At 29.3% G+C, this 25589-nt stretch carries 24 protein-coding genes; 2 read left to right on the top strand and 22 right to left on the bottom strand.

The window, feature by feature from the left end; all coding sequences use genetic code 11:
- Positions 1-23: 23 nt before the first annotated feature.
- The 17 genes from IC175_RS13055 to IC175_RS12975 form a co-directional block, all read right to left on the bottom strand.
- The gene (locus tag IC175_RS13055; RefSeq protein WP_227434113.1) at positions 24-563 is read right to left on the bottom strand and encodes a GNAT family N-acetyltransferase; all 540 of its coding nucleotides are present in this window, start codon (positions 561-563) and stop codon (positions 24-26) included.
- Positions 564-770: 207 nt separating this feature from the next.
- Complete coding sequence (locus tag IC175_RS13050; RefSeq protein WP_227434112.1) at positions 771-2084, bottom strand: APC family permease; 1314 nt, start codon at positions 2082-2084, stop codon at positions 771-773.
- A gap of 21 nt (positions 2085-2105) precedes the next feature.
- Entirely contained in the window at positions 2106-2831 is a 726-nt protein-coding gene (locus IC175_RS13045) for a gamma-glutamyl-gamma-aminobutyrate hydrolase family protein (protein ID WP_227434111.1), read from the bottom strand.
- Between the two features lie 35 nt (positions 2832-2866).
- Positions 2867-3112: a TIGR03905 family TSCPD domain-containing protein gene (locus IC175_RS13040; RefSeq protein WP_227434110.1), complete on the bottom strand. Its 246-nt coding sequence runs from the start codon at positions 3110-3112 to the stop codon at positions 2867-2869.
- 359 nt (positions 3113-3471) lie between these two features.
- Complete coding sequence (locus IC175_RS13035; protein WP_227851607.1) at positions 3472-5472, bottom strand: sigma 54-interacting transcriptional regulator; 2001 nt, start codon at positions 5470-5472, stop codon at positions 3472-3474.
- Positions 5473-5502: 30 nt separating this feature from the next.
- The gene (locus IC175_RS13030; RefSeq protein ID WP_227434108.1) at positions 5503-7221 is read right to left on the bottom strand and encodes a tetratricopeptide repeat-containing diguanylate cyclase; all 1719 of its coding nucleotides are present in this window, start codon (positions 7219-7221) and stop codon (positions 5503-5505) included.
- A 243-nt stretch (positions 7222-7464) separates the two neighbouring features.
- Positions 7465-8703 carry a beta-ketoacyl-ACP synthase II gene (fabF, locus tag IC175_RS13025; RefSeq protein WP_227851606.1) on the bottom strand — a complete coding sequence of 413 codons (1239 nt, stop codon included), beginning with the start codon at positions 8701-8703 and terminating at the stop codon, positions 7465-7467.
- A gap of 28 nt (positions 8704-8731) precedes the next feature.
- Complete coding sequence (gene acpP / locus IC175_RS13020; RefSeq protein WP_227434106.1) at positions 8732-8956, bottom strand: acyl carrier protein; 225 nt, start codon at positions 8954-8956, stop codon at positions 8732-8734.
- Between the two features lie 76 nt (positions 8957-9032).
- The gene (fabG, locus tag IC175_RS13015; protein WP_227434105.1) at positions 9033-9782 is read right to left on the bottom strand and encodes a 3-oxoacyl-[acyl-carrier-protein] reductase; all 750 of its coding nucleotides are present in this window, start codon (positions 9780-9782) and stop codon (positions 9033-9035) included.
- Complete coding sequence (fabD, locus tag IC175_RS13010) at positions 9782-10732, bottom strand: ACP S-malonyltransferase (RefSeq protein ID WP_227851605.1); 951 nt, start codon at positions 10730-10732, stop codon at positions 9782-9784. The genes fabG and fabD overlap by 1 nt, the downstream gene beginning before the upstream one ends.
- 15 nt (positions 10733-10747) lie before the next feature.
- On the bottom strand, positions 10748-11677 hold the full coding sequence (fabK, locus tag IC175_RS13005) for an enoyl-[acyl-carrier-protein] reductase FabK (RefSeq protein WP_227434103.1): 930 nt from the start codon (positions 11675-11677) through the stop codon (positions 10748-10750).
- Between the two features lie 106 nt (positions 11678-11783).
- Positions 11784-12770, bottom strand: a complete 987-nt coding sequence (locus IC175_RS13000) for a beta-ketoacyl-ACP synthase III (RefSeq protein WP_227434102.1) — start codon at positions 12768-12770, stop codon at positions 11784-11786.
- Positions 12771-12795: 25 nt separating this feature from the next.
- Positions 12796-13818: a phosphate acyltransferase PlsX gene (plsX, locus tag IC175_RS12995; RefSeq protein ID WP_227482194.1), complete on the bottom strand. Its 1023-nt coding sequence runs from the start codon at positions 13816-13818 to the stop codon at positions 12796-12798.
- 10 nt (positions 13819-13828) lie between these two features.
- Complete coding sequence (gene fapR / locus IC175_RS12990; RefSeq protein ID WP_227434100.1) at positions 13829-14386, bottom strand: transcription factor FapR; 558 nt, start codon at positions 14384-14386, stop codon at positions 13829-13831.
- 201 nt (positions 14387-14587) lie between these two features.
- Complete coding sequence (gene rpmF / locus IC175_RS12985) at positions 14588-14764, bottom strand: 50S ribosomal protein L32 (protein WP_003419113.1); 177 nt, start codon at positions 14762-14764, stop codon at positions 14588-14590.
- A gap of 24 nt (positions 14765-14788) precedes the next feature.
- Positions 14789-15313, bottom strand: coding sequence for a YceD family protein (locus IC175_RS12980; protein WP_227434099.1), 525 nt, complete (start codon positions 15311-15313; stop codon positions 14789-14791).
- Positions 15314-15405: 92 nt separating this feature from the next.
- Positions 15406-16602 (bottom strand): acetate/propionate family kinase, encoded by a 1197-nt coding sequence (locus IC175_RS12975; RefSeq protein ID WP_227434098.1) that lies wholly within the window; start codon positions 16600-16602, stop codon positions 15406-15408.
- Between the two features lie 453 nt (positions 16603-17055).
- Here IC175_RS12975 and IC175_RS12970 point away from each other — a divergent pair, with 453 nt between their 5' ends.
- Positions 17056-18336, top strand: a complete 1281-nt coding sequence (locus tag IC175_RS12970) for a nucleotidyltransferase (protein ID WP_227851604.1) — start codon at positions 17056-17058, stop codon at positions 18334-18336.
- Positions 18337-18621: 285 nt separating this feature from the next.
- On the opposite strand, the gene IC175_RS12965 is transcribed toward IC175_RS12970, so the two are convergent.
- The 5 genes from IC175_RS12965 to IC175_RS12945 form a co-directional block, all read right to left on the bottom strand.
- Positions 18622-20013 carry an FAD-binding oxidoreductase gene (locus IC175_RS12965; protein ID WP_227834665.1) on the bottom strand — a complete coding sequence of 464 codons (1392 nt, stop codon included), beginning with the start codon at positions 20011-20013 and terminating at the stop codon, positions 18622-18624.
- Positions 20014-20023: 10 nt separating this feature from the next.
- Positions 20024-21244, bottom strand: a complete 1221-nt coding sequence (locus tag IC175_RS12960; RefSeq protein ID WP_227851603.1) for an FAD-binding protein — start codon at positions 21242-21244, stop codon at positions 20024-20026.
- Between the two features lie 13 nt (positions 21245-21257).
- Positions 21258-22046 carry an electron transfer flavoprotein subunit beta/FixA family protein gene (locus IC175_RS12955; RefSeq protein WP_227434094.1) on the bottom strand — a complete coding sequence of 263 codons (789 nt, stop codon included), beginning with the start codon at positions 22044-22046 and terminating at the stop codon, positions 21258-21260.
- Between the two features lie 16 nt (positions 22047-22062).
- The gene (larA, locus tag IC175_RS12950) at positions 22063-23337 is read right to left on the bottom strand and encodes a nickel-dependent lactate racemase (protein WP_227851602.1); all 1275 of its coding nucleotides are present in this window, start codon (positions 23335-23337) and stop codon (positions 22063-22065) included.
- A gap of 117 nt (positions 23338-23454) precedes the next feature.
- The gene (locus IC175_RS12945; RefSeq protein ID WP_227482189.1) at positions 23455-24168 is read right to left on the bottom strand and encodes a FadR/GntR family transcriptional regulator; all 714 of its coding nucleotides are present in this window, start codon (positions 24166-24168) and stop codon (positions 23455-23457) included.
- A gap of 124 nt (positions 24169-24292) precedes the next feature.
- On the opposite strand from IC175_RS12945, the gene IC175_RS12940 reads away from it, so the two are divergent.
- Positions 24293-25552, top strand: coding sequence for a sporulation integral membrane protein YlbJ (locus tag IC175_RS12940; protein WP_227434091.1), 1260 nt, complete (start codon positions 24293-24295; stop codon positions 25550-25552).
- The last annotated feature ends 37 nt before the right edge of the window (positions 25553-25589 follow it).

The following is a 25589-nucleotide window of genomic DNA, read 5'->3' as shown; positions in this document are numbered from 1 at the left end:
TTTCGAGATAAAATGTACACTAATTATATTCCTAATAAAAGTGACATCCCTATCAAATCAGTATAAACACCATTGTAATAACATTCTTTCTTTAATATACTTTCTACTTCAAATCCGACTCTTTTGTATAATTCTATAGCATTATGATTTTCTTCATTAGTAACAAGAGTTATTTTCTTAGTTATTCCATTTGATTTACACCATTCTATAAGGTCTAACATAAGTCTTTTACCTAATCCAGCTCCCCAGTATTTTTCTTTAACAACAATTCCTAAAACTCCAACATGCTTTCCTTTTGCTTTTTGATTGGAATCAATTGTAGCAATACCAGCTATCTCTCTATCTATAAATGCAATTAATTTTATTGAGTTATCAGATGCTTTTGCTGACTCTATAGAATTTTCTTGGTCTTCTAAAGATATTTTATATTCATCTTTCCCAAATGAAAGAAAATGAGTTTCCCCACCTACTTCATTATAAAAATCTATAATAGCTTGGGCATCTTCTTTTACGCCTTCTCTAATAGATACTTCTATACCATTCTTTAAAGTTATTTCTGACATAAATTTACCTCCTAACAAGTTTTTTATCTAATAAACATAATACTATTATTTTACATGTATTACAATATTTTTCATGTATTAATAACAATATAAGGTTATACTAAAATAAAAATTTAATAATATTTTAATATAACCTTATATATATTTATTTATATTCAATTTTTTGATAATATTCCTCTGCTAGTTAAATAGTATTTACAATATAATTTAAACAACTTTCTTTAAATCTTCTCCATAAACTTTTCTGTTATAAGACTTCATTATAAAGTATAGTGGTACTCCAACTGCTAATGCTCCTAATCCCATAACTAATTGGTGCATAGACGCCTGGAATAATAACCATGTACCAACACACACTGCAATTAAAGGAATTACTGCTCCAAATGGAGTTCTAAAAGTCCCTACTAATTCTGGTCTTTTCTTTCTAAATACTAACACTGATAGAGAAGTAGGTATATATTGTATAAATCTAGCAACTGCACTTATTGCTGCTAATTCAGCAAAACTTCCAGACAAAGCTATTGGTATAGTAATTATCATAGTTGCTATTATTGCTACATATGGTGTGCCATTTTTATCTTTCCTTGCAAACATTCTTGGTAACATTTTGTCATCAGCTAAAGCTACGCAGCTTCTTGGATTTACAAAAGCACCACACATACAAATTCCACCAACAGAAACTAATGTCCCAAAAGTAACTAATCCTGCACCCATATTTCCAAAACATATTCTCGCCGCATCTGCAACAGGAGTAGCTGTACTGGATAATTTATCTCCTAAAATACCAACACACACAACTTGATTTAATATATATATTATTGATGCAATTACTATTACACTTATAATTGCTATAGGTATATTTTTTTGAGGATTCTCCATATCTTCTGCTGCTACTGCTATAGATTCAAACCCTGTAAATGAATAAAACATTAAAAGTGCTGCTGCTCCAAATTCTGTAACTCCTGCTCCTGGTGGTACCATCGTTGAATTAGTAAAATTAGCTCCTTTTATAAAAAATACACCTATTACTATAAATAATACTAATGGAATTAGCTTACCTACTGTTATAACATTTTGTACAATTTTTGATAAAGATACTCCTAATAAATTTATAATTGTAAGTCCAACTATCATAGCTACTATTATAATTTTTTGTATATGTGGGTCACCTGCAGGAGCCCATACTGCTGATAAAGATGTAGGAAAACCTACTATTAACGCTCCCCAAGAAATACATCCTATTACCCATTTCATAAGACCTACTTCAAATCCAAAAAAATCTCCAAATGCTTCTTTGGTGTACACATATGCAGCACCATTTTTATTAAATTTACCTGCCACTTCAGCAAAACAAAACGCCATAGATAAAACTAATAGCATATCAAACATATATACAAATATACTCGCAACACCAAATGCCTTCATTGCGTTTCCTGGTAATAGGAAAACTCCTGCTCCTACAACCGCATTAATACCTAAAAGTATAATACTTATTAATCCCATTTTATTTTTTTCGTTCATGTTTAATCCCCCCAAGGTATATTATAAAGTTGAACAAATATTTACGAAATATTTAAATAACTTTTCCATTTTATTACAATAATCTACCATCATTTCTGGATGCCACTGTATTCCTACTACAAAATTTTCATCCTCTTTTTCAATAGCTTCTATTATACCATCTTTTGAGTATGCTATGGCTTTTAATCCTTCACCAAGTTGTTTAATACTTTGATGATGATAACTATTTGTAAGTAATTGTTTTCCTAAAATACCTTCTAAAATACTCCCGTCTTGAACATCTACCTTATGAGTAGCTACATGTCTTTTAGAAGATTGTGTATGTTTTATGTAACTTCCTTTAACAAGACTATTATCTTGATATAAAGTTCCACCTAGGCTTACATTTAATATTTGTAGCCCTCTGCATATACCTAGTATTGGCTTTTTAAGTTCTAAAGCTATACTTATAGCAATTAAATCAAATTCATCTACTTCGGGATATATAAACGTTGTTTCTTCTCTTGTTTCTTCACCATATAATTGAGGATTAACATCCCATCCTCCAGATATTAAAACTCCATCAACCATCTCAATCTGTCTCTTTATAACTTCTCTATCTGTATTTACTGGAATAATAACTGGGCTACCTCCTCCCTTTAATACTGCGTTTATATAATCATTATTTACATAGGATCTTTCAAGCCCAGGAAACATTCCATTTTCCATTATTATCAGATTTCCTAAAATACCTATTATTGGTTTCATAATTAAACTCCTAACTAGTTGATTGTTTTATGTACTTATTTTTTATTTATATAATTCTCTAATGCTAGAGAAAGTTGGTCTGGACAAGATGTTGGTTTTGTTTTACACTCTATTCCTTTTAGTTTTTGAATTACATTTTCTATATTCATACCTTCAACCAATACTTTTAATCCTTTTAAATTTCCATCACATCCACCAACAAAATTTACATTTGTAACTTTGTCATCTTTTACCTCAAATTCAATTTCTGTAGCACAAGTCCCTGTTGTTTTGTATTTCATAATTAAACCTCCCAATTATTTTGTTGTCTTATCTCTATAGTTAGCAATATATATGCCAAAATTTATACTTTACGTTTATTTATTATTTATCAAGTATTCACAATGCTTCCATCAAATATTTTTTTATTTTTAGATATAAATACAAATTTTTTTGCAAATAAAAATAGGTAATGGGTTATTTACTTATAACCTATTACCTATCTAAACCTATTGTCTAAACCTATTTATATTTAATTTATTTTTATATGCTTTTAATATATAGTATTAAATGTTAATTTGAGCATAAGATGGTTTAACTTTTATATATATCTTTCCAAGTTCTAAGATATTTCTATTTAGAATCTTTTACTTTAATATACCTAATTTATATTATTGTAAAACTTTATACCTTCTTGTGTTATTTGACTTCCACATCTTCCAGATTTAGATGATATGTATCCACACTCACTCAAATAAGACAATACTTTTCTTACTTTACTTTCAGATATTTCAATACCCTCCTCTGTAAGTTTTTCTATTATAAAACCTCTTCCAACTCCAGAAGTTAAATCTTTTCTTTCATATAGTATTCTAAGTATATACTCAAATTCTTTTTTGGTATAACTAACCCCATCATCAAAACTACTAATATATTCTGTCTTTATATAAGGTGGAAGGTCTTCTTTAAAAACCATACTTTCACACATTAAACTTACATAAGAAGCAACATTTTGCAACTCTCTTATATTTCCTGGCCAATTGTATTTTTCTAAAATAACCTCAACTTCAGGAGAAATTTTTATGTCCTTTTCCAAAAAGAAATTCATGAGAGTTATTATATCTTCTTTTCTCTCCCTCAATGATGGTATGTCTATTGGTAGTACATTCAATCTATAATACAAATCTTCTCTAAATTTACCTTCTCTAATCATTTTAGGTAAATTTTTATTTGTCGCAGCTATAATTCTAACATCTATATTTATAACATTGTGGGAACCTATAGGCATAACTTGTTTTTCTTGAAGTACTCTAAGTAATTTTGTCTGTAATAATGGAGGCATATCTCCAATCTCATCTAAAAATATAGTTCCATTGTTTGCAAGTTCAAATAGACCTTTTTTCCCTTCTCTTAATGCTCCTGTAAAAGAGCCTTTTTCATAGCCAAATAACTGACTTTCTAATAAGCTATCTGGAACTGCAGCGCAATTAACTGCTATAAAAGGCTGATTACTTCTATTAGAGTTATTGTGAATTGATTGGGATAATAATTCTTTACCAGTTCCACTCTCTCCTATTATTAAAACAGAAAGGTCTGATTTAGATATTTTTTTAGCTAACTCTATACACTTTGTCATCCTCTTATTCTTAGTTTTTATATCTTTGAATGTGTACTTTGCTATTTGACCTTGCTCTCTTAATTTATTGGTAAGATTTTGTTCTAATTTTTTTATATAGGTTATTTCTTGTAAATTGTAGTATATACCAGCTTTATTACCCATAGAAAATATATTTTTTTTATTTACATTTATATATTTCTTATTTGTAAATACAACTTCATCAGCAATTTCTTTATCTTCAAGTAAAATATCCAAATCTTTAGAGATAATATCTTTTATGTTTTTTCCTCGTATATTTCTGTCTATACCTAAAATTTTTAATACTTCTTTATTAAATGTATTTACAACACCATCTATTGAAGTAAATATTATTCCATCCTTTGACAAATTTAATATAACATCTTGTTCTTCTATTTTTAGAAATAATTGTCTATAATTGTCTTTGACACCATTATCTAAGCTTATTAGACGTTCAGAATATACCATCAGATTTTTTCTTATTTCCTTCACATCAATTTTAAGCCCATTTATTATCTCTATAAAAGTAGATATATCAATGTATCTATTTCCTAAATCAATTACCTTATTTATATAATTTGGTACTTTTTGGGTTACTCCAGGTGTTATGGCTATATCTATATTTTCATAGGTTTGTCCTTCAATATATGGAGTAAGCTTTAAATTTTTTACTCCTATCTTATAAAACAGACTTATTGTTTCTAAAGTAGTTTCTTTTGTGTCATTTACAACTAATACTTCTGTTCCATATGGTATTGAAAACAATCCATATATTTCTTTTTCTTTAAGAGTTCTTCTCACAACTATAATTTTACTATCTTGTACTAAATGCTTTCTCATGCTATTTAATCTGTCATCATTCATTACTAAAACAAAATCACCTTGTATTTTATCATCATCTTTTAAATTTTCTAAATAATAATGATTTATATCAAGATAATTTTCTAAAACTAATCGTATATTTTCTTCCAAGAAAGATGATAGTTTAGTTATCTTATCTGTTACTATAGCTATTGACTGCTTCATATTTATACCTCATATCTATATAATATACAATTATTTGTACACTACTTTATTTCTTCCAAGCTGTTTTGCTTTATATAGATTTTTATCAGCTTCTTCTAATATATTTTTGCTATCAGAGACATGGGCTATACCTGCACTTATAGTTACAGTCACATCTTCACCCCATTTTTTATTTTCAATTGCATTTCTTATATTGTCAATTATATCAAACACTTCTTCACCAGATTTATCTCTTATCAATACAGAAAACTCTTCTCCACCATATCTAAATACTTTATCTTCTTGCTCAAGCATAACACAAATAGTATTTACTATACCCTTTATGACAACGTCTCCAAATTTATGTCCATAATTATCATTTATAAGTTTAAAATTATCTATATCTATCATTACAAGTGCAAAGTTATCATCTTTTTCTCTGTACTTATTATACATAATATCAAAACTTTTCCTATTATAAACATTTGTAAGTCCATCATGTAAATTTTGTGCTTTAAAGTACTTCAATCTATTATATAAAAAAGTAGAACCTAATGTAATAATTAAAATTACACTAAATAATATTTTATAAGACTTAATTTCTTTTTTACTTTTTTCAAAAAACTCACTTTCACGTGATACCTTATCAATTATATAAAAACTAATTTCCGAATCTCTTATACTTTTGCTCTCTTTATATTCATTTATTAATATCTTCTGGTACTTATTTACAGAGTTTACATTCCCTTGTTTCTCATATATATTCAATATTTCATTTAAGGTTTTTATTTTCTCTTGAGTTAACTTTCTTTTAGTAGATATCTCTAGGCTTTTTTTATAGTTATCTATTGCAGAATCATAGTTTTTACTTTTATATTCCAAATTTCCCATTGCCATATAGTAATACATACCTTTATCTAATATATGAATTGATTTATCATATTTTATAAGATAATCAGCTCTTTCTAAAAGAGTCTTTGCCTTTGATATCTCATTTTTTCCTACATGTGCATTTGCCTGCATTATAGAAGCCATTATTTCAAAATCATTGTAATCATCTATGTTTACAAACTTTTTATAGTCTTTTACATTGCTACATGTTTCAATGGCTTTATCATATTCTCCCAACTCTACATATATTTCTGCTAAATTTATAAGAGCATATAATCTAACCATTCCATTTTTTTCATCTTCATCAACATCTATCTTAAAAGAATCCTTTATTAATTTTTCTCCTGTTTCATATCCACCTACCTTTAAAAGTATGCTCGCCAAATCAACATCTAGTCTTGCTTTTTCATAATTATCCCCTAATTTCTCAGCTAATTTTATAGACTTTACAGTTAAATCTACTGCGCTAGAATAATTATTATCCATTATGTACACTGATGCTAGTCTTTTCTCTATACCAAATCTACATTCATCAGATAATTTTACATCTGATGTTCTCATCTTTTCTAACGAATCAATAATTATCTTCGTTCCATCTGGGACATATGAAATAGTCTTTAACATATCCCAAACTTCATTATATACTTTATTGTATTTTTTTTCTGGGATAGATTCAAAAGAAGTTTTGACCATTTTTTTTGCTTCATCATACTTCTTATCCGACACAAGACTTTCAGACATATATTTTCCCTTATTTATAATTTCTCTTTCTTTAAGTCCATTTTGATCATACCCTATAAACAAAATAATACTAATAAGTATTATAGCTATAAAAATTATCTTTTTGGGTAAACTTTTCTTTGGTAGTCTAAAATTCAAAATTTTAGCCCTCCTTCTGTATATTGTAGAATGAAAAATTGCATATATATAACCTCTCAATAATTTATGATACAATATATCAAAATGATTTACAACATGTGCTAGAATTAAAATTTAATAAAAAAGTCCCCTAAATTAGACATTTATTCTAATTTAGGGGACTTTTAATTTAGTTAATATAAATTTATAAGGTCAAAAACAAGTGCTTGTTTTTTAATGTTATTTTTAATATTTGTCATTTATTTATACATATTTTTTTAGTACAATTGTAGCATTATGCCCACCAAAACCTAAAGAATTTGATAGTGCATATCTAATATCTTTTTCTTTACCCTTATTTGGAACATAATCTAAATCTAAATCTTCGCCAACTTCTTGTATATTTATAGTTGGAGGTACAAAATTATCTTCTATACTCATTGCACAAACAACTGCTTCTATTGCACCTGATGCTCCTAATAAATGACCAGTCATAGATTTTGTCGATGATACACATAAATTATATGCATTTTCTCCAAATACAGTTTTTATAGCCATAGTTTCATATAGGTCATTATAATAAGTTGAAGTTCCATGAGCATTTATATAATCTACTTCTTCTAGTGGAACATTTCCATCTTTTAAAGCCATATTCATAGACCTAGCTGCTCCTTCTCCATTTTCAGCTGGAGTTGTCATATGATATGCATCAGCAGTTAAACCATATCCTACTACTTCTGCATATATTTTTGCACCCCTTGCTAAAGCATGTTCTAAGTCTTCTAATATAACAATACCTGCTCCTTCTCCCATTACAAATCCATCTCTGTCCTTGTCAAATGGGCGTGATGCAGTTTTAGGGTCATCATTTCTAGTTGACATAGCCTTCATATTACAGAATCCAGCAAATGCAAGTCCTGTTACAGCAGCTTCAGAGCCTCCTGCTACCATAATATCTGCATCTCCTCTTTGTATAACCTTAAAGGCATCACCTATTGAATGAGTTCCTGATGCACAAGCTGTACATACATTAGTATTAGGTCCTTTTGCTCCTAAAAATATTGAAACTTGACCTGCTGCCATGTTTCCTATCATCATAGGTACAAATAGTGAACTTACTCTTTTGTTTCCTTTTTCTAAAAGAATTTTATGTTGAGTTTCTATTGCTTCAACCCCACCTATACCAGAGCCTATTATAACTCCAACACGTTCTCTATCAACTTTATCTAAATCAAGATTTGCATCTTCAACTGCTAATTTTGCAGAAATTATTGCAAATTGAGCAAATTTATCTAATCTCTTTAATTCTTTTTTGCTTATATATTCCTCTGGATGAAAATTCTTAACTTCTCCTGCTATTTGAGTTTGATATGTGCTAGCATCAAAATTAGTTATTTTATCTATACCAGATACTCCAGATTTTATATTGTTCCAGAACTCTTCTTTTCCTGTTCCCAATGGTGTAACACATCCAAGTCCCGTTATTACTACTCTTTTATTCATCTGATACCTCCACTTTTTTAAAGCTCGACTATTTGTTAGCTTCTATATAGTTAACTATGTCCCCTATAGATTTGAAGTTTTCTGCTTCTGTATCTGGTATTTCTATACCAAATTCATCTTCAAGTGCCATTATTATTTCTACTGCATCTAATGAATCTGCTTCTAAATCTTTCATTAATGATGTTTCCATAGTTATTTCTTTATCTTCTACTCCTAATTGTTCTATTATTATTTCTACAACTTTATTAAACATTGTGTTCCTCCTAAGATTTTTTATTTTAATTTTTATTTTAAATAGATTTCTCTACTTTTTAAAGTATTATTTTTTATTATTGCATTACCATTCCACCATCTACATTTAACACTTGTCCTGTTATATAACTTGACATATCACTAACTAAAAATGCTACAGCATTGGCTACATCTTCTGGTTTACCATAAGATTTTTTTGGTATATTTGATAGTGTTGATTCTTTTACCTCATCACTTAGTACTTTAGTCATATCTGTTTCTATAAATCCTGGTGCCACTGCATTTATATTTATATTTCTTGATGCTAATTCTCTTGCAGAAGATTTTGTAAATCCAATCACGCCAGCTTTTGATGCACAGTAATTAGTTTGACCTGCATTTCCCATGATTCCAACTACTGAAGTCATATTTATTATTCTACCATATTTCTTTTTCATCATAGGTTTAATAACTGCTTTTGTACAATTAAATACACCTTTTAAATTTATATCTATAACTCTATCAAAATCTTCTTCTTTCATTCTCATAAGTAATGCATCTTTAGTTATACCTGCATTATTAACTAATATATCAATTTTTCCAAACTCTTTTATAATAGAGTCCATCATTTGATTTACTTCATCAGATTTAGATACATCACATTTTATAGAAGTACATTTTACACCCATACCTTCTATTTCACTTTTAGTTTTTAGGGCTTCATCCTCTTTAGAAGTATAATTGATTACTATATCAGCTCCAAGAGATGCTAGTTTCTTTGCTATTTCTCTCCCTATACCTCTAGAGCCACCAGTAACAATTGCTACTTGTCCTGTAAGATTTATCATTATATCTCTCCATTTCCATAATCTTGTACAAATTCATTTAAAGAATGTATACCATCTATATTGTAAATATTCACACTTGCTTTTTTATTAGAGGCTATCTTCTTAATAAATGCTTTTAAAGTTTTTCCTGGTCCCATTTCTATAAAAGTATCATACCCATCATTTAATAATCTTTCTATAGAATCTTCCCAAAGTACAGAAGAACTTACTTGTTTTATAAGCAAGTCTTTACCTTCATTTTCATAGTAATCTGCATTTACATTTGCTACTACATCAACTTTAGGCTTAGTCATATTAACTTTGTCTAATTCACTAGCTAGTTTTACTCCAGCTTCTCTTAACATTGATGAGTGGAAAGGCCCACTTACATTTAATTTAACAGCTCTTTTTGCTCCTGCCTCTTTACATTTTACCATTGCTTCTTCTATCTTTTCATTTTCACCAGATATAACTATCTGACCAGGAGAATTGTAATTTGCTACTTCTACAATCCCTCCTTGTATGTCTTTTACAACACTTCCTAATATTTCTCTATCTAAACCTAAAATCGCTGCCATAGCTCCAACCCCTGTTGGGACTGTTTCCTGCATAAATTTACCTCTTTTTTTAACTAGGCATACAGCATCTTTAAAATCAATTGCATCTGCTGCAACTAATGCACTATATTCTCCTAAAGATAAACCTAAACATGCATCATATTTTAAATCTATTTTTGATTGTATCGCTTTTAGTACAGCTACACTATGTGTAACCATAGCTGGTTGAGTATTTTCAGTTTTAGAAAGTTCTTCTTCACTACCCTCAAACATAAGCTTTTTTAAATCTATATTTAAGGCACTACAAGCCTCGTCTATCACATTTTTGGCAACCTCGTTATTTTCATATAAATCCTTAGCCATCCCTACATACTGGGCTCCTTGACCAGGAAATACTAGTGCAACTTTTCCCATCATGCTCCTCCTGATTTACAGTTCTATGCCTGGCATAATCTCTTTTGCTTGATTTACCATAGTTTCTATAATTTCTTTACAAGGTGTTATTTTTTTTACCATAGCAGCACTTTGACCTGCCATAAATGAACCTTTTTCTATATCTCCATCTACTGTTGCAAATCTTAAAGCACCTGTACCTTTTTGGTCTAATTCTTCAGGAGTAGCTCCATTTTGTTCCATCTTTAAGAATTCTTTTGATAATTTATTTTTTAATGTTCTTACTGGATGACCTGTGCTTCTTCCTGTAACAATTGCATCTCTATCTTTTGCTTTTAACACTAATTCTTTGTAGTTTAAATGTACAGAACACTCTTCACTACAAATAAATCTAGTTCCTACTTGAACTGCATTCGCACCCAGTGCAAATGAAGCAACAATACCTCTACCATCTACAATACCTCCTGCTGCTATTACAGGTATATTAACAGCATCAGCAACTTGTGGAACTAACACCATAGTAGTAAGTTCTCCTATGTGTCCTCCACCTTCTGTCCCTTCAGCAATTACTGCTGTAGCTCCTAACTTTTCCATTCTTTGCGCTAAAGCTATTGTTGGTACTACAGGTATAACTTTTGTTCCAGCTTCTTTTAATCTGTCCATATACTTTGCAGGATTTCCAGCACCAGTAGTAATAACTTGAACCTTCTCTTCTATAATTAAATCTATTATATCATCTACAAATGGTGACATAAGCATTACATTTACACCAAAAGGTTTATCTGTTAATTCTTTACATTTAACAATCTCTTCCTTTATAGCTTCTTTTGGTGCATTTCCTGCTGCTATTATTCCAAGTCCACCTGCGTTAGATACAGCACTTGCTAATGATGCAGTAGCTACCCATGCCATTCCCCCTTGGATAACTGGGTATTTTATATTTAACAGTTTGCAAATTTTATTCATATCATTCTCCTTCACTTAAAATCAAAAGTAAACTTTTTATTGTAAATTAACTTTAATTTTTAGATAAAGCTAATTTTGTTAATTAAAGAATTTTAGATGTTTTGTACTATAAAGTCCACTTAACAACTGAAGCTCCCCAAGTTAAACCTCCACCAAAGCCAACTAAAACTACATTATCACCTTTTTTGATTTTTCCTTCTTTATATGCTTCATCTAGCGCAACAGGTATAGATGCAGCAGACATATTTCCATACTTATTTATATTTACATAAACCTTATTCATATCAAGCCCTAATCTCTTAGAAGAAGCTTGTATTATTCTTATATTAGCTTGATGTGGTATTAGATAGTCTATATCAGTTGTATTTAAATTTGCTTTTTCAAGAGCTGTTAAAGATGTTTCTGCCATCTTTCTAACTGCAAACTTAAATACATCGCTACCTGCCATCTCTATTGTATGTAGATTAGCTTCTACAGTATCTTTACTTGCTCTAAGTCTTGAACCTCCAGCAGGTATCTTTAAACAATCTTTTCCCCTACCATCAGAACCCATATGTGTAGATAGGATTCCGCCTTCACTTACAGGTCCAATAACAGCTGCTCCAGCACCATCTCCAAATAATACTGCTGTTGACCTATCATTGTAGTTTAGAAACTTTGAGCAAGTTTCTGCTCCTATTACAAGTACATTTTTATAACAACCAGTTTCCACAAATTGCTTTGCAATAGTTACTCCATATACAAATCCAGAACAAGCTGCTGATATATCAAATGCAGTAGCATTCACTGCTCCTATTGCTTCTTGTACTATACATGCAGTTGAAGGCAAAGACATATCAGGAGTAATTGTTGCCAAAATAATCAACTCTATGTCCTCTACGTTTAACTTTGCACACTCTATAGCTTTTAAAGCAGCCTTAGATGCTAGGTCAGAAGTTGCTTCATTATCTTCTACAAATCTTCTTTCCTTAATACCAGTTCTAGTGCTTATCCACTCATCTGATGTATCCATTATTTTTTCGAAGTGAAAATTATCATATGATTTCTCAGGTAGATAACTTCCCACACCTAATATTCCAGCCTTTGTATTCATTATATATTAAACCTCCAAAACGAGTTTATTCATCTTCGTTATTTTTATTTTCTTCATTATATTTACTTATAAATTGATTGATATCCTCAACAACTTTTCCTTTTGTAAATTTTATACCTTGATTTATAGCATTTTTTATAGCTTTAGCATCAGAGCTACCATGAGCCTTTATAACTCCTCCATTTAATCCTAGAAGTGGAGCTCCACCATACTCAGAATAATCTATAAAACTCTTTAATTTTTTTAAATCATCTTTTATAAGTAATGCTCCTATTTTGCTTTTTGTACTAGCCATAAAAGTTTCCTTTATAAGACTCATAACTGAAAGGGCTACCCCTTCAGCAGATTTAAGTAATATATTACCTGTAAATCCATCACAAATAATTATATCTGTATATGCATTTATAACCTCTCTAGCTTCTACATTCCCTATAAAATTTAAATCTAATTTTTTAATTTCCTCATATGATTTTTTAACTAAATCATTGCCTTTACCTTCTTCTAGTCCAACATTTGCTAGTGCCACTTTAGGATTTTCAAGTCCCAATACTTTTCTTGAGTAAATATTACTCATAGCTGCAAATTCAACTAGATTCTTAGATTTACAATCTGCATTCGCACCACAGTCTGCTATAAGTGTCATTCCTCGCTTTACATTTGGTATTGCTGAGCATAAGCAAGGTCTATCAATTCCTTTTATTCTACCGACTACAAATAATCCACCAGCAAGTAAAGCTCCTGTGTTTCCAGCTGATATTATAGCATCTGCCTTACCTTCTTTTACGAGGTTTAATGCTACTACCATAGATGAATCTTTTTTGCTTCTTATAGCCTTAACTGGTTTATCTTCATTTTCTATAATCTCAGTAGTATGAACTATTTCTAGTTTATTTTTATCAAATTCATAATTTGAAAATTCCTTTTCTAATAAATCTTTATCTCCTGTGATTATTAAATCTACTTGATATTCTTTTATAGCATTTACTGCGCCTTCTACATTAGATTTTGGTGCATTATCTCCACCCATTCCATCTATTACTATTTTCATGATTTTCCTCCTAATCTAACTCTTCAAAGATAAACTTCCCTCTAAATATTTGCTCTTGGGCTTTATTGTTGATAACAACTTTTACATAATGCTTTTTGTCTATATTTCTATACACTTCTGCTTTTGCTATAAGTCTGTCTTGTTGTTCTATCAACTTAAAACATTTTACATTTGCAACTCTCATAATAACTTTAGGTGCATCTATTATAGCCATTGCTAATGAATCTGCTAGAGAAAATATATACGTATCTTTCAAAGTATTAGTTTTAGAGTAAATCATGTCCTCTGTAACTTCTAACATAGATATACCTAATTGCCCTACAGATAAATCAATGATTTCGCCTGTAATTTCCTTTACTCCTAAAGTCTTTACTTTTGAACTCTGAGTTTCTGCTATTGATTTGACTCTTTCTCTTAGCTCTGGTATGTTTAGACTCATTCTATCTAATCTTATTGTCTGTATACTAACATTAAACAAACTTGATAATTCTTCATCAGTATAAAAAGGATCAGTCTTTAGCATATCTATAAGCTCTTGTTGTCTTTGGGCTTTACTCTTCTTTTTCATGTTCCCTCCAAATTTTATAGCTGTAATTAGTACCAGCTACTAATAGTAGTATATAGTAACACACAAAAATTTTCAATACTTATATTATTATTTTTCTAATTTTTAATATGCATAAAATCCATTTATTTCTCTAGTAAATCATCTTTTTTATATGTACAAAAAAAACATGTAGAGTACACTCTACATGTTTTTTAGAAGCTATTACTTAGATACAACTTCTTTACCTTTATAATATCCACAGTCTGGACACACTCTATGTGGTAATTTTGGCTCATGACATTGTGGGCAACTTACAAATCCTGTTGCTTCCATCTTTGAGTTAGCTGCTCTTCTCATTTTTGTGTTTGATTTAGACGTTTTACGCTTTGGTACTGCCATTTACGCCACCTCCTTAGTCAAAATTTAATTAAATAAATCTTTTAATTTAGCAAAACGAGGATCTATGTATTCCTCATCGTTTGTAATTTCACTGCAAGAACATTCTTCTTTATTTAAGTTTGCTCCGCATCCTTGACAAAGACCTTTACAGTTTTCACTACAAAGAACTTTATGAGGCACATTAAAATCTAATGTCTGTTCTATTATATCAATAAGGTCGATTTCTTCACCATCAAATATAAAAGGATCAAACTCCTCAAATTCATCTTCATCATAATCTTCTTCTTTTACTAAAAAACCTTGTATAGAATACTCTAATGGTATTTCTACTTCTTTAAGACATCTTGAACAATTGTCAACAATTGTAAAATTAACATCTATATCTAGATACAAACCTTTATTAGTCTTTGATACTTTACCTTTTAAATTTACAGGTGATACTAATTTGTAAATCTCATCACAATAACTAATAGTATCAATTTTTTCACAAAAATTCAAGTCTATTTTGTCAGTTTCTTTTCTATTTATTTTTTCTATGCTAACTTTCATTAAGTTCACCTCAACATATCACCAAATTTATTATACAAATCTAGCATTTGTTTGTCAAGTATTTTTACTTGATAGGCATAAGTTTAATTAAATTATTTTACTAATCTTAATGTATCTCTAGCTATCATTAATTCTTCGTTAGTTGGTATTAAAAGCATTTTTACTTTAGAGTCATCAGTAGATATTACTGTTTCTTTTCCTCTAACATCATTAGCTTCCTTATCTAGTTTCATTCCTAAGAACTCCATATTAGAAGCTATGTCTGCTCTTATAGCCTTTCCATTTTCACCTACACCAGCAGTAAATACTACAACATCTAATCCATTCATTTCAGCAGCATAAGCACCTATATACTTTTGTACTTTTTTAACATAAGCTTCTAATGTTGCTTGAGCTCTTTCATCTCCATTTTTAGCTGCATCTTCTATATCTCTGAAATCACTAGAAATTCCAGTCATTCCATATACTCCAGATTCCTTGTTCATTAATTTATCTAATCCATCAGCATCTAAACCTTCTTTTCTCATTAAGAAAGGTAGTATAGCAGGGTCTATATCTCCACATCTAGTTCCCATTATTAATCCTTCTAATGGAGTGAATCCCATAGATGTATCTATACATCTTCCACCATCAACAGCAGCTATAGAAGCACCATTTCCTAAGTGACAAGTTACTATTTTTAAGTCTTTTATATCTTTTCCTAACATCTCTGCTGCTTTTTGAGATACATAGTTATGAGAAGTTCCATGGAACCCATATCTTCTTACTCCATATTTAGTATATAATTCATGAGGTAAACCATATAAGTATGAAGATTTAGGCATTGTTTGATGGAAAGCAGTATCAAATACTCCTACCATTGGTACACCTGGAAGTATAGCCTTACAAGCATCAATTCCCATTATGTTTGCTGGATTATGAAGTGGAGCTAAATCTATACATTCTTTTAAAGCTTCTTCTACTTCTGGAGTTATTACTACTGAAGTTGCAAATTTTTCTCCAGCATGAACAACTCTATGCCCTACTGCATCTATTTCTTTCATTTCTTTAACTGCACCAAATTCTGGGTGAGCAACAGCTTCTAATACTAATGCTATTGCATCTTTATGGTCTTTCATTGGTTGTTCAACAATGTATTTATCATCTCTTCCTGCTTTTTCATGTTTAAGTATAGAACCTTCGATTCCTATTCTTTCAACTAATCCTATACATAAAACTTCTTCATTACTCATATCTATTAATTGATATTTTAATGAAGAACTCCCACAGTTTAATACTAATATTTTCATTATTATTTCCTCCTTAGATTTTTATAAATGATATGTAATCAATTTTGATTCATAATAAATGTCTAAAAACTTATATTTTATTATTTTGTCATAGATATATTATTGTATACATTAAACGATTTTCATAAATAATATATCACCTTTTAATATAAAAGTATATACTTTTTTTTATATTATATCATATTTCTACTACAGCAAATTGTGTGTTTAATAACAATTTATTAACAAATTAACTTAATGTAGATTATTCTTTCCCATTTGCTATAATAATATAATATAAAGGCTTAATAAAGTTATTTTAATAACACTTAACTGATTTCTTGTTATGTAGTATTTCTACATTTTAACAAATTTTTTTATGTTTTTTAGCTAGGTAATTAAAAATTTAAATTTTATACATATTATAATAAATTACAATATAGATAAAATAAACAAAGGAAAAAGGAGCATTTTATGAATATACTTGGATTAATAGTTGAATATAACCCATTTCATAATGGACATATCTATCATTTATCTAAATCTATAGAAAAAACAAATGCAACACATACAGTGGCAATCATGAGTGGAAACTTTCTTCAAAGAGGTGAGCCCGCTTTATTTGATAAATATACTAGAGCAAAAATTGCTGTCGAAAATGGTGTAGACTTAGTTATAGAATTACCAACTATGTTTGCTTGCCAAAGTGCCGAAATTTTTTCTCATGGTGCCATAACAATTTTAAATTCTCTAAACTGCATAAGTTCTGTATGTTTTGGTAGTGAAGAGGGAAACACAGATATTCTTTATAGTATTGCAGAGATTTTAGCAAATGAGCCAAAAGAATTTAAATTACTTTTAAAAAAATATTTAGATGATGGTATGTTATTTCCAGTGGCTAGAGCTAATTCACTTTTTGATTATATACACCAATATGAAAACAGCGACTTATCTCAAAAAACTACAAAAGAACAATTATTAAAAATATTAAATTCATCAAATAATATACTTGGTATAGAATATATAAAAAATCTTATCAATTTAAACAGCAATATAAAGCCATTTACTATTTCCAGAGTTCAGTCAGAGTACAACTCTAAAGAAATTGATAATAGTATTTGCTCTGCTACTGCTATAAGAACTTCACTTAAGGAAAATTGTAATATCTCTCAATTAAAAAAAGTTATTCCAGAAAAAACTTATAGTATATTAAACGAAAAAATAGATAATAAATTTTTTCCTATGTTTGATGAATTATTTTTTGATACTTTAAAGACAATCATACTTAGGGACATATCCAATTTAAAGGATTATTTTGAAGTAAATGAAGGTATAGAAAATAAAATTTACAAAGATATTTTTACATCTAATTCTTTATACGAATTACAATTATCAATTAAATCTAAGAGATATACTTTAACTAAAATCAAGAGAACTTTAAATAATATATTGTTAGGCATAAAAAAAAGCGATATTCACCTTGTAAAAGATATAGATATTGTTCCTTATATAAGAATACTTGCTTTTAATGACAAAGGTAGAGAAGTTCTAAAAGAGATAAAAAATAAATCTAACATAGACATAATAAATAAATTTTCAAATATATCATTTTCATTAGATGATGCTATTTTTAAAACACTTATAAGTTATGATATAAAATCTACAAATATATACAACTCAGTATATTATAGAAATAATCAAGGTTTAGTAAAAGGTCCTATGGACTTTTACACTCGTCCAATATATGTAAAATAAGTTTTTTAAATAACCTCATTAAATTAATAAGATGTATTTATAATTACAAATATTTTTTATAGATAAAATACGCTTCACATGTGTATTCATATTTTTAGGATGGTAACACCAACTTAACTTAAATAATATTTCATATTTCTAAAGTTAAATAAACATTGCCATCCTAAAATCTTTATAAATAATATTAATATTTACAAATACTATTAACATTAAAAAGTAAATTTAAGTTATTAAATTTAAACCTGTTTTTTATAACTTTTATGTTTAAAAATAACATTTATATATTTAATATATTTTTCCTGGATTTAAAATATTTTTAGGGTCAAAAGCTATTTTTATATTTTTAATTAACATCATATAGGCATCTGATTTTGATTCATGTAAATACTCTTTTTTTGCATATCCTATACCATGTTCACCTGAGACTTGACCATTAAGTTCTCTAGATTTTTTATACATACAATCAAAAGCTTCTTTTAATCTTACTTTCCAAGTATGTTCATCCATACTATCTTTTAATATATATATGTGTAGATTTCCATCACCTGCATGACCAAAACTTTTTATTCTTATTTTTAACTCATCTTGAAGCTCATGAGTATATCTTATAAACTCTGCTACCTTGTCTCTTGGTACAACGACATCACATTCATCCATTTCTGTTGTAGATGCCTTTATAGCTTCTAAGAAAGCACCTCTGGCTGACCATATGGAATCATTTCTTTCTTGCGTATCTGATATAAATACATCTAATGCTCCATTTTCTAAACACAGATTAGCAACTTTTTCATATTCTTTTTCAATTTCTTCAATACTATTTCCATCAAACGTAAGTAGAAGATAAGCATCTGATGTATTATCTGGAAACTTTTTACCTAAAAATTCTTCCGCAGCCAATATTACATCTCTCTCCATAAATTCTATGGCTGTTGGTATTGATTTCGATTTTATTATTTTAGGAACAGTTTCTATTGCCATTGATAAATTTGGAAAAGGTATAAGTAAACTTACACTTTTCTTTGGTAAAGGAAGCAATTTTAATATCGCTTTTGTAACTATTCCTAAAGTTCCTTCTGAACCTATTAATAAATCTTTTATACTATATCCAGAACTATTTTTAACTACTTTTCCCCCTATATTTATAACTTCTCCATTTGGTAATACTACTTCAAGACCTCTAACATAATCTCTTGTAACACCATATTTTACTGCTCTCATTCCACCTGCATTAGTATTTATATTACCTGCTATTGTAGCACTCTTCTCACCTGGGTCAGGTGGATAAAATAAGTCTCTCTCTTGAACATATTGACCTATTGTCATAAGCAAAACTCCTGGTTCTACTGTCAATGTTAGATTTTCATAATCAACCTCAAGTATTTTATTCATTTTACATAGATTAATCATTATTCCACCATTTATGGCAACAGCAGCTCCTACAAGACCAGTTCCTTGTCCTCTTGGCGTAACTGGTATATTGTTTTCATATGCATATTTCATTATTTTAGATACTTGCTCGGTTTCAATCACATTTACTAAAACCTCAGGATATTTTTCTATTCCTCCAAGTTCATCATGTGAAAAATCTTCATTTATATCACTTCCAACTACTACATTTTCATCTCCACAAATATCTATTAAAAAATCTATATCTTTTTTATCAATTGATTTATACATCTCTATCCCCCTATTCAGCTGCTGATGCCACATATATTTGCTTATCATTTTTTTTATTTTCTATTTTTTTTATCAATTTAGGAATAATATCATAAATATCTCCTATTAAAGCTAAGTGTGCTACATCAAGTATAGGTGCCTTATCATCTTTATTTATAGCTACTATATAATCAGCTCCTTGCATTCCTGCAACAAATTGAACAGCTCCAGATACACCACAAGTTATTATTAATTTAGGCTTTACAGTTCTACCACTAAGACCTATTTGTTTTTTAGCATCTATCCAACCTGCTTCTATAATTGGTCTTGTTCCTGCTACTTGAGCATTTAACTTGTCAGCTAATTTATATATCATATCCATATCTTCCTGTTTCTTTATTGCTCTACTTGCAACTACTATTACTTCTGCTTCTTCAAGACCAACTTCTTTATTTTTTTCTTTTACACTCAGTACTTTAATCTTAGATTTTAATTCTTTTTTTTCTATTTCACATAAAGTTATTTTTCCTGTAGCATTTTCTACCTTTTCTGGAACTGAAAATATTTTATATCTTACAGTGGCAAATTGAGGTCTATTATTGGGTGTATTTATGTGAGCCATTATATTTCCACCAAATGCTGGTCTTATCTGGTCTAAATCAGTATTTGATTGCACATCAAGTATTGTACAATCTGCTGTAAGCCCTGTTTTAAATCTAGCAGCAAGCCTCGGAGCTAATGACCTACCTAATGTAGTTCCACCAACCAACATTATTGTTGGTTTTATTTTATTTATAAAGTTTTCTATTGCCTTTGCATATGGTTCTATCCTAAATTCTTTAAATTCATCTTCATCGTATACAAATACTTCATCAATACCATAGGAGATAAGATTCTTACATTTATCTTTTATATCTTTTCCTACAAATACACAATATACAGGTTGCTTTATTTTTGATGCCATTTTGCGAGCTTTTCCTATAAGTTCATATGTTACAGGATGTATATTTCCATTATGATGTTCTACATATACTGCTACTCCCTTCCATTCATCCTTATTTATTTTTGCTTTATTACTTTCTATAAATTCAAATGCACCTTTGGGTCCACTTTTGACACACAATTTGCACATCTTACAGCCAGCACTTATTTCTACCTTACCTGATTTTTCTTCTATAGCACCAAAAGGACAAATTTCTAGTACTCTTTTTAAATCAGTTATTTTATCTTGATTTACAACTATTTTTGACATTTCTTCTTCCCCCTTAGACTAATTTTAATTCCTCTAATTTATTTATAAGCACAGAACTTAACTCTTCTGGATTGCCTCTCATAATATTTTTATCTGTATTTGGCTTAGGAGGAAATATTCTTACAACTTGAGTAGGGGAACCATTTAATCCATAATTATCTTCGTCCTTATCTTCAAAATCATCTAAACTGTACACAGGTATTTTTCTTTCTTTAGTTTCTAACTTTAACTTAAATGAAGGCAATCTTGGTTGAAAAATATCTTTTTCTACTGTTATCAAACAAGGATACTCAATTTCACATACTTGTAAATCATTTGGCATATCTATTTCAACAACTATGCTTTTCTCTTTGATTTCAATTAATTTTGTAACATTAGTTACATGAGGTATATCTAAAAACTCGGCTACTTCAGGTCCAACCTGCGCTGTATCACCATCAGTAGTTTGTTTTCCACAAATTATTAAGTCTACTCTACCCATTTTTTTAATACCTTGCGATATAGTGTAAGAAGTTGCCAAGACATCTGCCCCTCCAAATCTTCTATCGCTTATTAAAGCTCCTTCATCTGCCCCCATCATAAAACTCTCTTCTATTACCTTCTTTGCTTGCGGAGGACCCATAGTAAGTACTTTTAAATTAGCTTTTATGTCGTTTTTTATTCTAAGTGCTGTTTCTAAAGCATATAAATCATAAGGATTCATTTTTGAATCTACTCCATCTCTTTTCAATACACCTGTGGATTCATCAACCTCTACTGTGGTTGTTCCAGGTACTTGTTTAATACATGTCAAAATTTCCATAAACTACACCCCTTTTTTATTTAACTATCACTGATACTCCATCAGGTATAACTGTAACTTTACTATCTTCACCGACTATATTAGTAGCCATCTCTAAAGCATCCTTAAAATTAAATGCATGTTTCATATGCATTTTCTTTATCATTTCAGGACTACACTTATCTGTTACCATTATTACAGTATACTTAGATAGTATTCTTGCTAATATTTGAAATTCCCATTGGTCTGGAACTGTATCACATCTGTCAACACTTCTAATTTTTTCTAAAAGTTGTTTTGGAGAATCTGCATTTGCTACATTTTCATAAAAGGATTGACCTCCATGACCATCATTACATGCTGCAATCATTATTATTACTCCACCTTCTTTACAGGTAGCCTCTGCTGCTGTCATCCCCTTAACTGCTTGATAAATATTTTGGTCTAATGGGTATCCACCATTTGTACTCACTACAATATCTGACTTTATGGAATTTACTTTTGAGAGTTCTGTTACAAATTCACAACCTCGGGTATGTGCTTTTTCGACATCACCAGCAAATGATGCTATTACTTTTTTATCTTTATCTATTACAACATTCAATATAAATGCTAGTTTGGCAACCTTAGCTGCATATACCATATCTTCATGAATAGGATTATTTTTTAATTTTCCAGTTCTCGAATTGTCACTATCTATAAAATCACTACAATGGTTATACATTATAGTCTTTGCAGAGGCTATTCCTGGAAGTACACTTTTTCTTCCTCCTGAGAAACCTGCAAAAAAGTGTGGTTCTATAAAACCTTCTGCGATTAAAAGTTCTGCATCATATGCAAGTTTATTTATATATAAATCCCCACCTGAAGGTAATACACCCACCTTGCACATAGCTTCATCATCAGTAGATATATGCATGATTATTTCTTCATTATCTACAATTTCTTCTCCCATCTTATAAACTAATTCTTCTCTTGTACTTGGCCTATGAAAACCAGTTGCTACTATAATCTTCACATCAATTTTAGGATTAGCTTTCCTAATTCTTCTTAAAAGAATTGGCATAGTTACTTTACTTGGAACAGGTCTTGTATGGTCACTTGTAATTATGACTACATTCTTTTTTCCTTTAACTAACTCTTCCAATGATAAAGAGCCTATTGGATTATTCATAGATTCTTCAACTATTTCTTCTTGTGTCTTATGTTCTACATAATTATCCGATTTTGATTCCAAGACACCAAGAAAACGTTTGTTAGGTATTTCTAAAATCATTCCTTGCTTTGAATAAGGTACTTTTAACTTTACCATCTTTAATCTCCCATTATAATAAACTATAAAATTGGTATGTGGTCATACCAGTTTTACATTTATATAATAGTACCATTATCTTCTATTTGCAAGAATAATTTATTTTATAACAAACTTTTAATTTTCATTTTTTCTGTAGTTTTTACTTATAAATCTCATATGCTCTTTCGCTTTTTCATGTGCAAGTTCAGTATTGTTTTCTATAACTGCCTTATATATAGCTTCATGTTGCTTAAGCAAGATAGTTTCATTTAAAGGTTCTGCAATTATCTTCTCTCTTGCATCCTCTATAAATCCATCAAACAATTTTGAGGCTGTTATAAAAAGACTTTGAATTAAATAATTTTTACTTATTGTAGCCAATTTGCTGTGAAATTTTTGATCTAATAAAACCAAAATTTGATTATTATCTTTTTTATTGGTTTCTATTCTCATTTCATCTATTATACTTTTTAATTCTATAGATTCAGAAGAAGTTATTCTCTTTGAAGCAAGTTTTGCAATCTCAATTTCTAAAATTATTCTAAGCTCTAGTATGTCTTCAAGTGTACCATTATTCAGTTTAAAAATCATAGATAAAGGTTCTATTAAAGTTTTTTCTATATTTGTGCATATAAAATTACCCTCACCTTGTCTACTTTCTATCACACCCATAGTTTCTAAAACCCTGATAGCTTCTCTAATAGAGGTTCTACTTACATTCATTTGTTCAGATAATTCTCTTTCAGATAGTAGTTTATCACCCTTTTTTAACTCTCCATTTAATATTTTATATTGAATTTGCTCAATTACTTGTTCATAAACTTTTTTACTAGCTATACTATTAAACATTTTTTCCTCCCATGTAGTAGTCGTTGTTATAATATATATCTATTATATATCTTAAGCCATTACATTCATATATTTTTGTTACTTTTAATATAATATCTTATAACTCAAATTTACAGGTGATATTATGAAAAAAAATAAAATTATTGGTTTTTTCGCTCCAGCTATCATAGTTGGGGTTCTAGTTTTAGGCATTATCTTATACCCAAATGAAGCTATAAAATCTGCAAGAGAGGGTTTTTCCATATGGTCTAATGTTCTAGTCCCATCGCTACTCCCTTTTATAATTGGTGCAAACCTAATTGTTGATTTAAAAATAGTAGATATTATAGGGTTTATTATTAATCCCATAACTAGACTTGTGTTTAATGTATCAGGAAAAAGTGCTTTAGCTTTTGCAATATCAGCAGTATCTGGTTATCCAGTGGGAGCAAGTCTAGCTTCTGAATTTAGAAGCAATAAACAGATTTCTAAGCATGAAGCCCAAAGACTGGTATCTTTTTGTTCTACATCAGGACCTTTATTTATAATAGGCTCAGTTGGTACAGGTATGTTTCAAAATTCAAATTTAGGTTACTTGATGATTTTATGCCATTACTTGGGAACTATATTGGTTGGTCTTTTTTTCAGAAATTATGGAAATGAAAATCTTCCAAAGACAAAATTAGATTTAAAAACAAACATAAAAAACATAATTAATATTAGAAGTTCTAGTGGTAATGGTTTTTTTGTTCTATTTGGAAATGCTGTCTTTAATGGAGTAAATACATTACTTACAGTTGGTGGATTTGTAATTGTTTTTTCGGTAGTATTTAAAATACTATCACTATTTAATGTAATCTCTTTAATAGCATCAGTTATATATTTACCACTTTCACTTTTAGGTGTCAATAAGGAGCTCTGTCAAGCATTTGTAAGCGGTCTATTTGAAATCACAATTGGTTGTAATAAGGTATCTAGTATAACAAGTGCCCCAGAAATCCTAAGAGCATCTTTGGCTAGTTTTCTGATAGGATTTAGCGGATTGTCCATACTAGCTCAATGTTGTACATTTTTATCAAAAACAGATATAGACTTAAAATTATACATATTAAGTAAGTTTGCACATGGACTTTTAGCAGGTTTATTTATTTTTATACTTTATCCTATTGCAAACTCTACTGTATTAGTTTCTAGCTTTGCTGATACATATAATGTTATATATAATAACTTAATTTGGTTCTATTATCTTAGCTATTATGACACTATTCTTCAAATTGTAATAATAATCTACTTAATTTCAGCTTTATTTGTTGCTAAAAAACACATGAGAAATTTATCTACAAGTGGAAAATTAATTAGATATAAAAATACTTTTTTTATAAAAAACTTATTTCGAAAAAAATAAAATGTATAAAAATTAACTAAATGCTTCCATTTTCTAA

The sequence above is a fragment of the Clostridioides sp. ES-S-0123-01 genome, from assembly GCF_020658415.1.
Classification (GTDB): domain Bacteria; phylum Bacillota; class Clostridia; order Peptostreptococcales; family Peptostreptococcaceae; genus Clostridioides.
This window is presented reverse-complemented; position numbering and strand designations above follow the sequence as displayed.